This is a genomic window from Maribacter sp. 1_MG-2023, assembly GCF_030547005.1.
In the GTDB taxonomy this organism is placed as follows: Bacteria; Bacteroidota; Bacteroidia; order Flavobacteriales; family Flavobacteriaceae; genus Maribacter.
This window is the reverse complement of the sequence record NZ_JAUOPN010000005.1, coordinates 151,847-165,936: the sequence shown is the minus strand read 5'-3', so window position 1 is coordinate 165,936 and position 14,090 is coordinate 151,847. Positions and strand designations below refer to the sequence as shown.

Genomic DNA, 14,090 nt, shown 5'->3' with positions numbered 1-14,090 from the left:
TCACCAGTTTCCTTTCTCATATAAATCTAAGAAAGCTGCTGCTGAAACGCCAAGAAAATCCACTAAAAAGTGAGAAAATATTGTCCAACGTAAGCTGTTTGTCTTTTTATAAACCCATGCCCAAACGATACCCATGATCAAGGTAGAAATAACCAATTCAAATCCGCTATTGACTACAGAATTGACTCCGAATGCTGCATGATTAATTGCAAATAGTATTCCCGTAAACAACACAGAAGACCAATTAGACCACTTTTTGGTGTAATCTAACAATAGTCCGCGCCAGTAAAACTCTTCAATAAAGGGATTAAATACTGCAAGTAGAATCCAAGGTAACCAAATGGTCCAATGATTTAACAATTGGTAGTGCATTAGAAAAAGGGGTAACGGAATCAATCCGACCAATACCGCTACCAATTTCCAACCTAAAGCTCCTTTAGCTTTCTTTAACCAATTGGTAATCGATTCTTTTCCTCCGTATTTAACAATAAAGAACAACCAAAGAACCCAACCTATAAGAATCATGGGTATAAATGCCCATTTTCCCATAAATTCACCGAAGCCAAAAGCAACAGCAAAATTCACGGCAATTATCAAAAAAGGCGATACAATTACTAGCTCTCTTTTCTGAAATGCCATAGCATATATTTTTAGTTTAGGTTACAGTTATGTTGTGTAGTCTTGTTCTTCCATTGAATCCAATATTCCTGTAGTCCTTCAGTGGTCGTTTTTAGCTTACTGATATCTAAAGACTCGCCAGGCATTAAAAGAGAACTTAATTCCTTCTTTCTTCTGGGTAAAGATGGTGTATGATTCCAGCCACCAACATGATCAAAAGATGTATAGGCATCACATTTTGTAGCCACCGTAACAAACGGAATTTTCAGCTCATACCTCACCATACCAGAACCCATGCCCTTAGTAGACATCTCTATATTCTCAAAATCTACTTTTACGTATTTATCTTTAGACTAGAATTCCTTTAATTTATCCCCTACTTTACCTGACATGCTGTTAGAGAACTGATGAGCTACATCTGAACCATCTATAAATTCTTTGCCATAATAACTACCAAAACAACCATCGTCATTGCATTCAATATTGACTGTAATTTGTGTCTGAGTTTTTACTACTACTTTTTGAGAATAGGCAGCTTGAGACATCCAAGTAGAAATAAGAAATACTTGCATGTACTTTATAACTCTCATTTTTTATTAATTATAGCGAATGGATCTGCCAAAAGAAAATCTACTCTTCCACTTCTTCCTTGGACTTATTGTATTTGGTGAATTCTACCTTTTTGTCTTCCAAAATTTTGTAGAACCTACGGTGACTAATTTTAAGGTCTTTGGTTATTTGAGCTACCTTCTTCTTTTTCTTCTTGTACAGTTTTATCTCTGCCGTTACGGCTTTGTTGAAGTAATATTTGTGAAGAGCGTCTACTACCTCTAGTTCTGTTTTGCCGTTAGTACCAACTAACTGGTCAATTTCAGATTTTATTTCTTGTAAGCCTTTCATAGTATCACTTATTTTTCTGGAACAGCAGCTGAGAACTTGTTTATAAGATGGGCATACTTATCTAAATCTTCTAGAGAATGATTACCGTAATCATTGACGACATTAAATTTTATGTTGTTGTTTGCCAAGAAAGTGGCTACTCTTTCAAGCTCTTCGGGGGAACCTTTTATTTCAATTTTTGCCATTATTTACAAATGCATTTTATTAAGTGTTTGCCTAATTTAAGATTATTCTTTGAATTCTGTGCGGTAAAATACACCTCCAAGGCATATACCTTTTAAAGTTAATTGAATTTTTAGAATTTTCGCTGCTACACTGTCTATATAATAGATTTTGTTGAAAATGAGTTTTTGGTTTTTACTTGAATGAGGTAATTGGAGTGTAAGAAGTCTTGTCTCGAACGGACATCAACAAAAAAAGCCCAATAATAAATAGCTACACTAATAGATTCTGGGGGAACTTTAGTATACTAGTATTAAGGGCTGCCTCAATTTAATATTTTATTAGTAAATACAGAAATCAGTTTTTTAAATTTAATTGGACCAAATAGCATAAATATTACCTAAAAACCAAGAAAGCAGCCTTTTAAGGCTGCTTTTTATCATTCAAAAAATATCAATTTTCTAAGTTTTAACATCGGTTAGTATTTTTCAAATACATTATTCTGCCGCTCCTTCAAAAATGGAGTTGAATATAAGTTTATACGTTCCTCTTGGTTGCGCTCTAAATTGTGGTCTAAATGCAAATAACACAACTGATCCTTTGCCGTAAGTCGCTTTTACCATAGCTGGCTTTTTAGCAATGTATTTTTTCTCGCCCATTGCCCAACCGCTCATTAATAAATCTTTCTCTGCATAATTGGCAATAACCTCAACTTCTGGCACCGGCGCATCTTTAATCTCTTCTGTACCACCTTCTCCTTTTTTAGATTGCTTATCAATAACAAAAGCACGACTCTTATTAAATGAAACCGCTACCGTGTCTTGCATACCAAATGCTAACGGATGTGTGGTGTCAATTCCCGTTTTTATTAATGACCCGGGAATAAAGAATTCATTGCTATCCGTACCTTCGGTAGCATCTTTCAACGGCAAACCAAATTGCTCTATTACATAGTTACTAGCTTCATCGAAAGCCAATAATGTACCGCCATTTTTAACATAATTACTCAGTGCTAGCGATCCTTCTAGACCAATACCACCTGTAAATTTCTCTGGCATTTTTAAAGGAGAATTACCATGTAATATGGACTTTGGTCGTTGCGATGGTATGATTAATACATCATACTGGGATAAATCTTTTGTTTGAATGTCAGTATCATGAAGCGTATCTGTTTCGAACGAATATTCATCCATTATAAAGCGAGTCCATCCTTCATCCATATTAGCAACCCATGATTTATACAAGCCAACTTTTGGCGCATGCACTTTAGTTAGTTCTATTTTTGGTTCTGCGGATAATCCTATTACTTCTAAGCCATATTCCGTAGCCAAATCTTCTACAGACGCACTACCGCCAGAAACAATATAAGCACCTGCCGGATATGTTGTTTTTCCTGATTTGAAGGATGCTTTTGTTTTATAAGCCGTCCCACCTGCTTTTAATACTTTATTAGTTACTATAACCGATGCATTACTGTTGGCGCTTAACAAATACCCGTAAGAAGCATTCCCTTTTACTTCACCTTCATAATATGTAGCTGAATCCAACACCTTTTCTGTAGCTACCTCAAAAGGTTCTGCTATTTTATCTACAGTGATCCCCATTTGCATTGGTAGTGTCCAACCTGCTAAATCATAAGGAGTATCTGGTGGTCCACCTGGGTATTGAAAACGTGTTGGGTAATTTTGTTTCTCTAAAAGATCCATCAAATACGGTCTAAACGCTTGTGCCGTGTAAATTACATAGGCACCTTTCTCGTATTTCTTACCGTTGATTTCAACGCTTTTAGTGGTTTTTTCTATTTCGATTCCACCTTTAAGCAACACATTTACCAAGTTTACAGACTCGAAAGCATCCCATTGATCTTTACCGATTACGTATGCAAACGGACCTTCTTCTTTCGACTTCTCGATTGCCGAAGCTCCCATTTTGTAAATGTTATATAAATAATTACTCTTACGATCGGCAGCCAAATCTAAGGTTGCCCAGGTAGCGGTCAACATATAATCTACCGCATCTCGAAAGTGAGACTCACCACCTTTCCATGGATCAGGGTACATAATATCTGTACCATCCGTCGGTGTACCACCAGCAACAGTTTTAGGTAATTTCTCTGGATCATAAAATCTTGGTGTTGGAGAAGTATGACCAACTTCTGTTAAAATACCGATCATATTATGGTAGTAAGGCACAGTACGCCCACCACCGTTCCAGAACATAGTATAAAAATTATCGGCAATAGCACCTGGCATATTCTCAAGTGAAAATCTTTTAGTCATTGCTGAACCAACCTCACTAACACCTGCAGTAATTGCTGGGTGAATTCTTGGGTTTACTGGATCTGCATATGGTGGTAATGATATTTTTGTCCAAGATGGAGAAGATTGATGGTGGTTATACACAATCTGCGGATACCACTCATTGTACAATATCTTCGTAACATTATACGTCTCTGGCATGGTATTCATGAACCAGTCACGGTTATTATCGTGCCCCATGTAGTAGTGATACAAAATTGGAGGTCTTGATGTTTCATAAGCAGTACCTAAGTTCTTCTTGTACCAGTCTACAACAATATCCAGCCCATCAGGATTCATTACAGGCATCAATATCGTAATAACATTCTCTCTAATTTTCTTTATTTCTGTAGTTTCAGAAGTAGCCAAAGTATATGCAAATTCAGAAGTCATTTGCCCATGCGCCAATTCAGTAGAGTGCATACCGCCATCAATCCAAACCACAGCTTTACCTTCTTCAGACAATTTCATGGCTTCATCATTAGAAACTTGTACTCGTGCAAGTTTGGTGCTAATGTCTTTCCACTTGTCTAAATCTTTAAGATTCTCTTCGCTAGAGATGAATAAGATATACATTTTTCTACCTAGTACGGTAGACCCAATCTCTACTTTTTTTACACGCTCGGAAGATGCATCTAGTTGAGAAAGGTAATCTTCAATTTGGCTGTAGTCTGCCAATTTGTAGTCGGTACCTACCTTAAAACCGTAGACATCTTCTGGTGAAGGTACGGTTTGCGCCATCGTCACAGATATGCACGAAATGGCTAGTACAAAGGTCAGCAACGCCGCCTTGTACTTAGAGTTTTTTGTGGTCATTTTCGAATTAGTTTGTTTGAACTAGTAAATTAAGAAATAGAACAGAGTTGGGTAAATCTAACTAAGAAAGATTGTGTTAAAAGAAATGTTAATTTCTGATTGCGTAATCTGATGGGGGTGTTGTTGAGAAATTGGTGGTTGGTTTTAAATAAATGATGTCTACTTAATTGTAGATATCATTTATTTTACTCTTCTCTTATCATTCGATTAACTTCTTTAAATAAGTTTTCTAATTGTTCAATAGTTTCGGTAGAATATTCAAATTTGTACTTGATTATCTTTATATTTTCAATTGCCAAAGTATTCTCTAAATATGAATATTTCTCAATGAAATAATCCAAAGGCTTAATTTTAAAATCATCTCCAATAATTTCCCAATATTCATTTAAAAATAAGTTCTCTATAAATTCAGTCTTACTTTTAAATCGCGAAATGCGCTGATTAAGCTTACCCTCAAAAATTGACAAAACAACGTCTTTGCTTAAATTTTTGATTTCAGGTAAATCCTCTGATACTCCAATTATACCCAACTGCGGACAATTTACTACTAAGTCATTCTCTTCAGTATAATAAAGTAGTTGTACTATGGCTTCAGCTTTTTTCATATTTACTTTCAAACTCAATTTTAATGTACACTATAAAATTAATCAAATGGTTTTCAATACTTGTATATAAATATTCATGAAATAACTTAACATAGAACTTGTTAATTATTGAATAGTGTAAAGCGGTATAACTCTAAAATAAAAAAACCTCTCAAAAACTGATGTTTTGAGAGGTTATATGTGGTCCCACCTGGACTCGAACCAGGGACCACCTGATTATGAGTCAGGTGCTCTAACCAGCTGAGCTATAGGACCGGTTATAATTTTGAAATACGTATTCTGTTTAAAATCAGTAAGACTGGTGCTCATACCAGCTGCATTACAAAACCCGCAAATTGCGGATGCAATATTACTACTTATTTTTAATCGACACAAGATTTTTATGCATAGTTCGTGGATTAGTTTATTTGGATTAAACTAGCAATTGTTAAATGCCCAAGAGAAACGTACTAACCCACTAGGCAATTCGACTGCGCTCAGTATGACATCTCAACATTATTTCAGCAAACTTAAGCACCTATGACAGTTCGAGTGAAATTCTATTTTCAGAATTTTGTATCGAGAACCATTCTCGTTCGAAAAATTAAATAAAGTGAATCTTTACTCTCTAATTTCTTGACACAACTCTACCAACACTCCATTTGCAGTCTTTGGGTGAACGAAGGCTACTAGCTTGTTATCAGCTCCTTTTTTGGGTTTTTCATTCAATAAAGTGAAGCCCTCTTTCTTTAGCCGTTTCATTTCTGCAACGATATCTTCTACTTCAAATGCAACATGATGTATGCCCTCACCTTTTTTTTCTAAGAATTTGGCAATGGGTCCGTCTGGTTCTGTGGCTGCCAAAAGCTCTATCTTATTAGGTCCGTTTTGAAAGAAAGAAGTCATTACGCCTTCAGACGCTACTTCTTCTTGTTTATAGGGAGCAACACCCAATAATTTCTCAAAAAGCGCATTAGAATCTTCCATGTTCTTCACCGCTATACCTAAATGTTCAATCTTTTTCATGCCTTATTTGCTTCAGTGTACATCATATAGGGGTTAAGATACAATTTCTATGTATTTTTGCAGTATGGAAACGCAAAGACAACGTAAAATAGCTGGGGTCATTCAGAAAGATATTGTAGATATTCTACAAAAGGCTGCCATTGATGGCGGACTACGTAATACCCTAATATCAGTGTCTAAAGTTGCTGTAACTACCGATTTATCTATCGCGAAAATTTACTTAAGTATTTTTCCAAACGATAAAGCAGGTGAATTAATGGAAGGTATTAAGTCGAACCAACCGCTTATTAAACATGAGCTTTCTCAACGTACACGTAACCAATTACGTAGAGTGCCCGAGTTACTTTTTTACCTAGATGATTCCTTAGATTATATTGAGAATATTGAGAAGTCGTTAAAACGCGAAGAGAACCCAATAGAAAATAGAGATTTGTTACCTAAACGTAAAAAGTCCTGATCGATTGAATTTTCCTCTCTATATAGCTAAAAGGTATGTGCGTTCTAAAAGCACACAGAACGCGGTCAACATCATTAATTTTATCACCTTTTTAGTTATAGTTATTGGCTCTGCAGCACTTTTTATTGTGCTTTCGGCTTTCGCCGGATTAAAAACCTTTAGCCTTTCGTTTACCGAATCTTTCGATCCTCAATTAAAGGCTTTACCAGCAACCGGAAAGATATTTACACTATCCCCAGAACAAGAACAACGTTTACAAGCAGTTGACGGACTCGCATTTTACGCTAAAGAACTAGAAGAAAAAGTCTCTCTTGAACACCGAGGCAAAAACCATATTGCTTACATAAAAGGTGTAGACAGCAACTATACCAAAGTAACTGGGGTAGATAGCACGCTCTATATCGGTGACTGGACAATTAACGATACACAGGTTGTATCTGGTTTGGGCATTGCCAATATTTTAGGCGTTACCATCAACCAGTTTCGTAGCCCTATGCAGATTTATGCTTTTAAACCCGGTAAAGGATCTATTTCACAACAAAGTATTTCATCGCTCTACAATCAACTACCCATGGTTATTGGTGGTGTATATGCCGTTGAGGCAGATTTAGATAATAAATACGTTTTTGCAGATTTACGTTTGACGCAAGCTTTACTTGAAAAAGACTCACTTACTGTATCTGGAATCAACTTTAAAATGGATGAAGGTATTGAACCTAGTGCTGTACGTTCAGAAATTCAGTCTATTCTTGGTGCTGGTGTTCAATTAAAAAACAGACAACAACTGAACAGTACGTTGTATAAAATGCTGAATACTGAAAATGTTGCTACATACCTCATCTTTACCTTGGTACTTATCATTGCGCTTTTTAATGTTGTTGGTGCTATTATTATGATGATTTTAGACAAACAACAGAATTCAAAAACACTATACAGTCTTGGTACAACTATTAAAGAATTACGCAGAATTTACTTTGTTCAGGGTATATTGGTAACAGGTTTTGGCGGCTTCATTGGTGTCTTAATCGGTGTGCTAATCGTATGGTCGCAACTTACTTTTAGCTGGTTGAAGATTACGCCGTCGTTGGCTTATCCTGTAAAATTTGAATTCATCAATATTGCTATTGTTCTTGCTACAATTATTGTACTAGGTATCATTGCATCTAAAATTGCAAGTAGCCGTATCAATAAAAAATTGGTTGATCTTTAGACCGTAGTAAACTTATGGTCCCCAAACTTCTCTAATACCTCATCAAAAGCTGCGAATACTGATGCAGAATCATCACTAGTCACCATCTTCATGCGATACTCCTTAAAATTAGGAATTCCCTTGAAATAGTTGGTATAATGTCTACGGGTTTCAAAAACACCTAATATTTCACCTTTCCAGTCTATAGACATCTGTAAATGACGACGTGCAGCTTCTACGCGTTCTTCCATCGTTGGTGGATCTAAATGAGTACCCGTTTCAAAGAAGTGTTTTATCTCTCTAAATATCCAAGGGTATCCAATACTTGCACGGCCTATCATGGCGCCATCTAATCCGTATTCATCACGCATTTTCATGGCTGTTTCCGGCGAATCTACATCACCATTACCAAATACAGGTATATGCATTCTAGGATTGTTCTTGACGTCTCTAATTGGGTTCCAATCGGCATTTCCCTTATACATTTGTGCGCGGGTTCTACCATGAATTGAAATTGCTGCACAACCTACATCTTGTAATCGCTCTGCAACCTCAACAATTCTTATAGAATCATCGTCCCAACCCAATCTTGTTTTCACGGTAATAGGCAAGCTGCTATGTTCTACCATTGCCTTGGTCAAAGAGACCATTAAATCTATATCCTTCAATATACCAGCCCCAGCTCCTTTAGAGACTACTTTTTTTACTGGGCAACCAAAATTAATATCAATGATATCTGGTTTAGATTTTTCTACAATCTCTACAGACTGCAGCATACTCTCTAAGTTAGCACCAAATATTTGAATACCTACTGGGCGCTCCTTTTCATAAATATCTAATTTCATGACGCTCTTTGCGGCATCACGAATTAATCCTTCCGAAGAAATGAATTCTGTGTATACCACATCGGCACCTTGCTCTTTACAAAGGGCGCGAAATGGCGGGTCGCTCACATCTTCCATCGGTGCTAAAAGCAACGGGAAATCAGGCAGTTGTATGTCTCCTATTTTGGGCACTGGCGTATTTTAATTTTGGGTTGCAAAGTTATATAAAAATACGGGAAGGTCATTACAACCATTTTTGTATAAATTGTGCCTTTTTGAAGTGGATTGCTGAGGTCTGAAATACATGTTTGTAGAAAGGGTGTAAATTAGTTACTAAATTAGGTCTTCGACTACGCTTAGACTGACATTTTATCACTTAATTTTCTTGCCAATTACTTTATGAACAATACACTTCTTATCGTCTCGCTTCCTTTTGAGCCTGTTGTATTTGGTGTAAAGTTAAATATGCATCTTATTCTAGAGTACCTGGCTTTCTTTATTGGATTTCGATACTATGTTTTTCTAAGAAAAAAGAGTACTGATGTCATTTCATCTAACAATCGGCTTTCTATTATAATAGGCGCCGTCTTTGGGGCTTTGTTTCTCTCTAGGGTAGTTGCCTTTTTTGAAAATCCTGTGGCTCATATTCATGAAGATTGGCTATACAATCTGAACAATAAAACCATAATGGGCGGTTTATTTGGCGGACTTTTAGGTGTGGAACTTGCCAAAAAGATTATTGTTGAGAAACACTCTTCAGGAGACCTGTTTACCCTACCTATTATCTTAGGGATTATTATTGGTAGAATCGGCTGCTTTTTAGCAGGTATTAAAGAGTTTACTTATGGGAAAGAAACAACATGGTTTACAGGAATGGACTTAGGTGATGGTATTCAAAGGCATCCTATTGCGTTGTATGAAGTTGTGTTTTTGACGGTACTTTTTATGGTCATCCGTAGACTTAAAAATTCGAATCATACTTTTAAAAATGGCGACATATTTAAGCTCTTTATGGTTTGTTACTTTTCCCTTCGTTTCTTTATCGAGTTTCTAAAACCTAACGGTTTTTATATCCTTGGTCTAAGCAGCATTCAAATATTATGTTTAATTTGTTTGATTTACTACTATAAATTCATCCTTCAGGGAATTACATATGTCCGAAAAAAACTATACGTATTATGACTTTACTTTAAGCCTTTGCCCAGAATGTTTACGACGGGTAGATGCCAAAATCGTTTTTGAAAACGACAAGGTTTACATGCTTAAAAATTGTAAAGAGCATGGTAAATCTAAAGTGCTTATAGCTGATGATATTGAGTATTACAAGAATATTAGAAACTATAATAAGGCTTCTGAATACCCTAAAACATTCAATACAGAAACGCATTATGGTTGCCCATATGATTGCGGACTTTGCCCTGACCATGAGCAGCATTCTTGTCTTACGGTTATAGAACTGACAGATCGTTGTAACCTTACTTGCCCTACCTGTTATGCTGGTTCTTCGCCTACTTATGGTAGACATAGATCACTAGAGGAAATAAAAAAAATGCTCGACGTCATTGTAAAAAATGAGAGTGAACCAGATGTGGTGCAGCTTAGTGGTGGTGAACCTACCATACACCCCGATTTTTTTGAAATACTAGATTACGCAAAATCACTTCCTATTCGGCATTTAATGTTGAATACCAACGGAATAAAAATTGCCAAAGATTTTGAATTCGCAAAACGATTGGCCACCTATGCTCCAGATTTTGAAGTGTATTTACAGTTTGATTCTTTGGATAACAAAGTGCTACGAACTTTAAGAGGCGCAGACCTTGCGGATGTTCGTTTACAAGCCCTTGAACATCTTAACAAATTAAATCTTTCTACCACTCTTGTTGTTGTTTTACAAAAAGAACTCAACGATCATGAAATGGGAAGCACCATTGACTTTGCCTTAAAACAAAAATGTGTGCGCGGAGTTACTTTTCAACCTACTCAAATAGCTGGGCGATTAGAGAACTTTGAAGTAGATGAAAATCGTATTACATTAACCGAGGTACGACGAAAAATATTAGAGCAATCTCCCATTTTTGAGTCTGATGATTTAATACCCGTGCCTTGTAACCCAGATGCTTTGGTAATGGCTTATGCTCTAAAACTGGGTGATGAGGTAAATCCGTTAACACGTTTTATAAATCCGGATGACTTATTGAATGAGGGTAAAAACACTATTATTTACGAACAAGATGAGCAGCTACATGGTAAAATGATCGAGCTTTTTAGCACAGGGAACTCCGTAGAAAAAGCTTCGGAAAACCTGAAGAGTATTATGTGCTGCCTACCAGAAATTGATGCCCCAGAATTGGGTTATGACAATCTCTTTAGAATTATAATCATGCAATTTATAGACGCTCATAACTTTGATGTACGTGCCATAAAGAAATCGTGCGTGCACATTGTAAACAAAGATTATAAGATTATTCCGTTTGAAACAATGAATCTCTTTTATAGAGATGATAAGATCGAACGATTAAAAGAACTACAAAACGAAATGCTATGATTTTAGAAGTTGGTAATCTAGACGGTCTTGCTACCTTATTGTTTCTAATCATGTTCGGTCCTGCAATCTTTTTCATTATTATTGGAGCAATTTTATTTTATTATAAGAAGAAAAAAGCGGGTAAAGTCTTTATGATTTTAGCTGGAGTGTATTGCCTAATAAGCCTTGGTGTCTGCGGTGTTATGTTATCTTAGCGAATGTTATAATCGCTTATTTTCGTCTGTATTCTTACTTTTAGAATTATCGCGAATTTTAGTGTTTCCGAATTTATATCTAAAACCGAATACAAATAATCGACTTTCGGGTCTTGTACTTGTAGTGTTATTTTGGTCAAGGTAGTTTCTTGTAGAAAAGGTATTTCCGTTATTAAAAATATCTTCTATTCCTATTGAAACACTAGCATCTTTATTCCAAAAAGTCTTTCTAAAATTTATACCTAATTTACTATATGCTCTATTACTAGCATTACCTTTAACATATGGAGAAATATAGGTGAATGCCATGTCTGCATACAACGATTCATCTTTTAATAATGTGAAATAGTTATTAGCTCGTATATATGTAGTCCAAATAGAATTCTCTATAGTTGCATCTGTTGCTATATCAATAAACTTATTTTGATTATAATATTGGCTTACCAAAAAATAAGAGTACCAGTATGAGGTAAGATATTTAGACACACTTACATCTGCACCAAAATTGTAATTGGTTTCTAAATTTAGATATTGTGCTTTAAGGATATTGGTCGCATTATCTTGAATAAACTGTTGTACTTGTTCGTCTGATTTTATACTGGTAAATAGGGCAAACTTAAAGTCTTTATCAAATACATAATCGACTTCTACGTAAGTATTATAAGCTGGTTTTAAATTAGGATTTCCTTCATAGATAGAATTTGCCGATAAATAATATTGAAAAGGGTTTATACTGCTATATCTGGCCCGGGTAATTCGCCTGTAGTATTTTACCATGAAAGCATTTTTGTCTTTCGTATAAGACATTGACAGGTTTGGGAACAAATCAAAATAAGAAGTCGTGTTCGCCAATGGTAAAACATCTAATTCACCCTTTGTATCTGTATATTCTGTTCGAAGACCGGCATTTAATTTCCATTTTTCCCAGCTGTTGCTAAAACTGATATAACCGGCATAAATTTGCTCATCATAATTAAAAATGCCAGATTCTGTAGGGTTAATTCCCTCAACAGTATCATCAAAACCAGTCTGTATAATACTTGCTTCTGAGTTAATGTTTGCAATTCTTAAACCTGTCTCCATAGTAGAGTGTTCAGATATTGGCAGGGTAAGGTCAGTTTGAACACTAAAAAGATTTATAATTTGATCGGAATCTGTGTTTAAAGTGTTCTCTGATGTATTCTCTGTAAAACCCTCAACTATTTCATTATTTAATTCTTGACTATCTTTAGAATCATAATATGTAAAATGTGCATTTGTTGATATTTCTGCTCCTTTATCATTCAACTTATGCACCCAATCTAAATAGTTAGACGAGTTATAAGTATCATCGTTTAGTATATTGAGACCTTTTAAACGCGCTATTAAATCTTCATTGGTATTTTCCAGATCAGTTGTGGAAGTATATATAGTATTTCTATTGGGTGAAAAACTTGAGGTAGAAGAAAGACTAATTGCATTTTTCTCATTTAATTCGACATCTAAAAATAGGTTTAGATTATGGCTTTTTACCTTAGTTATAGATTTTTGCTCTGCTGACCAAATCTCACTTTCTTGACCGTCTTCAAAAAATGTTGTAACATCAGAATATCTGGTCCAATCTCTATCATGACTAAAGCTGTAATTGGTTGAAAAATCAATTTTTTTACCTTTAAAGAAGTGATCTGTACCTAAAGTATGTTTTGGTAAAACACCTTGCGAATATCTATTAAAAACAGCGCCGTTATACCCTGAAACAAGGTGTTTTTTCATTTTAATATCAATCAACAAGCCGCCTTCGGCACTATATTTTGCAGGTGGACTCGTTATTACTTCTATAGACTGTACATTACTTGCAGAACTGCCGCTGAGTAAATTAATAATATCACTTTCTGGTAAGTTGACTAGTTTACCATTGATCATCACATTAACATTAGGACTACCATTAATGTACAATCGATTATTCATTACCATAACACCAGGAGTACGTTTAAGAACATCCCAGATATCACCATCTGAAAGTGCCGTGTTTTCAACACTAAAAATATGACGGTCTGCTAATTGTTCTAATACCGGCTTTTTTTGAGTGACAACAACCTCATCTAACTGTTGAGAACTTTGAAGAATTAATGGCTTAAGTTCCATATTTTCGGTCACTGAGATTTCAGAGCTCTCTACGGTATTTGCTATGTAACTAGCAACAATGCTATACGCACCAGCAGTAACAGCTTTAAACTCATAAAAACCCTGGTCATTAGTAACCATGCCCTTAATGAATTCACCTTCGCTAGTTAGTAAAATTACATTTGCTAAAACAACGGGGTTTTGATTGTCATCTACTACTACGCCATTAATAATAAAGTCTTGGGAAAACGCTAGGGAAAACGTAAGACAAAACAGTAGTGTAATATAAAAATTCCTAGTCATTTGGTGTTCGTATACCAACTAAATGTAGGAAAGTAATATTGAATTATCTTACAGTATTATTAAAATTTT

15 protein-coding genes and 1 tRNA gene are annotated in these 14,090 nt (G+C 35.5%); 5 read left to right on the top strand and 11 right to left on the bottom strand.

Annotated features, from left to right (window positions below; all coding sequences use genetic code 11):
* The 9 genes from Q4500_RS07915 to mce all read right to left on the bottom strand — a co-directional run bounded on the left by Q4500_RS07915 (position 1) and on the right by mce (position 6,403).
* Positions 1 to 639 carry a CPBP family intramembrane glutamic endopeptidase gene (locus Q4500_RS07915; RefSeq protein ID WP_303599147.1) on the bottom strand — a complete coding sequence of 213 codons (639 nt, stop codon included), beginning with the start codon at positions 637 to 639 and terminating at the stop codon, positions 1 to 3.
* A gap of 11 nt (positions 640 to 650) precedes the next feature.
* Entirely contained in the window at positions 651 to 929 is a 279-nt protein-coding gene (locus Q4500_RS07910) for a hypothetical protein (RefSeq protein ID WP_303599146.1), read from the bottom strand.
* Positions 930 to 971: 42 nt separating this feature from the next.
* Positions 972 to 1,208, bottom strand: coding sequence for a hypothetical protein (locus tag Q4500_RS07905; RefSeq protein ID WP_303599145.1), 237 nt, complete (start codon positions 1,206 to 1,208; stop codon positions 972 to 974).
* A gap of 40 nt (positions 1,209 to 1,248) precedes the next feature.
* Complete coding sequence (locus Q4500_RS07900; RefSeq protein WP_303599144.1) at positions 1,249 to 1,518, bottom strand: hypothetical protein; 270 nt, start codon at positions 1,516 to 1,518, stop codon at positions 1,249 to 1,251.
* A gap of 8 nt (positions 1,519 to 1,526) precedes the next feature.
* Positions 1,527 to 1,703 (bottom strand): hypothetical protein, encoded by a 177-nt coding sequence (locus tag Q4500_RS07895; protein ID WP_303599143.1) that lies wholly within the window; start codon positions 1,701 to 1,703, stop codon positions 1,527 to 1,529.
* A gap of 474 nt (positions 1,704 to 2,177) precedes the next feature.
* Entirely contained in the window at positions 2,178 to 4,793 is a 2,616-nt protein-coding gene (locus tag Q4500_RS07890; RefSeq protein ID WP_303599142.1) for a M14 metallopeptidase family protein, read from the bottom strand.
* A gap of 185 nt (positions 4,794 to 4,978) precedes the next feature.
* Positions 4,979 to 5,398 carry a hypothetical protein gene (locus Q4500_RS07885; RefSeq protein ID WP_303599141.1) on the bottom strand — a complete coding sequence of 140 codons (420 nt, stop codon included), beginning with the start codon at positions 5,396 to 5,398 and terminating at the stop codon, positions 4,979 to 4,981.
* A 181-nt stretch (positions 5,399 to 5,579) separates the two neighbouring features.
* Positions 5,580 to 5,653: transfer RNA gene (locus Q4500_RS07880), tRNA-Ile, on the bottom strand.
* Between the two features lie 345 nt (positions 5,654 to 5,998).
* On the bottom strand, positions 5,999 to 6,403 hold the full coding sequence (mce, locus tag Q4500_RS07875; protein WP_303599140.1) for a methylmalonyl-CoA epimerase: 405 nt from the start codon (positions 6,401 to 6,403) through the stop codon (positions 5,999 to 6,001).
* 64 nt (positions 6,404 to 6,467) lie between these two features.
* Between mce and rbfA the strand changes: the two genes are divergently transcribed.
* Together rbfA and Q4500_RS07865 are read left to right on the top strand one after the other, a co-directional pair.
* Positions 6,468 to 6,860: a 30S ribosome-binding factor RbfA gene (rbfA, locus tag Q4500_RS07870; RefSeq protein ID WP_027065546.1), complete on the top strand. Its 393-nt coding sequence runs from the start codon at positions 6,468 to 6,470 to the stop codon at positions 6,858 to 6,860.
* Positions 6,861 to 6,864: 4 nt separating this feature from the next.
* Positions 6,865 to 8,070, top strand: a complete 1,206-nt coding sequence (locus tag Q4500_RS07865) for an ABC transporter permease (protein WP_303599139.1) — start codon at positions 6,865 to 6,867, stop codon at positions 8,068 to 8,070.
* Here the strand turns inward: Q4500_RS07865 and dusB are convergent.
* Positions 8,067 to 9,065: a tRNA dihydrouridine synthase DusB gene (dusB, locus tag Q4500_RS07860; protein ID WP_303599138.1), complete on the bottom strand. Its 999-nt coding sequence runs from the start codon at positions 9,063 to 9,065 to the stop codon at positions 8,067 to 8,069. The genes Q4500_RS07865 and dusB overlap by 4 nt on opposite strands.
* A 207-nt stretch (positions 9,066 to 9,272) precedes the next feature.
* Here dusB and Q4500_RS07855 point away from each other — a divergent pair, with 207 nt between their 5' ends.
* From Q4500_RS07855 to Q4500_RS07845, 3 genes are read left to right on the top strand one after another with little or no spacing between them, the layout of a single operon-like run.
* A complete protein-coding gene (locus Q4500_RS07855; protein WP_303599137.1) occupies positions 9,273 to 10,055 on the top strand; it encodes a prolipoprotein diacylglyceryl transferase family protein in 783 nt (260 codons plus the stop codon).
* A complete protein-coding gene (locus Q4500_RS07850; RefSeq protein WP_303599136.1) occupies positions 10,027 to 11,421 on the top strand; it encodes a radical SAM protein in 1,395 nt (464 codons plus the stop codon). The genes Q4500_RS07855 and Q4500_RS07850 overlap by 29 nt, the downstream gene beginning before the upstream one ends.
* Entirely contained in the window at positions 11,418 to 11,615 is a 198-nt protein-coding gene (locus Q4500_RS07845; RefSeq protein WP_303599135.1) for a hypothetical protein, read from the top strand. Before Q4500_RS07850 ends, Q4500_RS07845 begins: the two co-directional genes overlap by 4 nt.
* A gap of 6 nt (positions 11,616 to 11,621) precedes the next feature.
* Here Q4500_RS07845 and Q4500_RS07840 read toward each other — a convergent pair whose 3' ends face one another.
* Positions 11,622 to 14,021, bottom strand: coding sequence for an outer membrane beta-barrel family protein (locus Q4500_RS07840; RefSeq protein WP_303599134.1), 2,400 nt, complete (start codon positions 14,019 to 14,021; stop codon positions 11,622 to 11,624).
* Between the last annotated feature and the right edge of the window lie 69 nt (positions 14,022 to 14,090).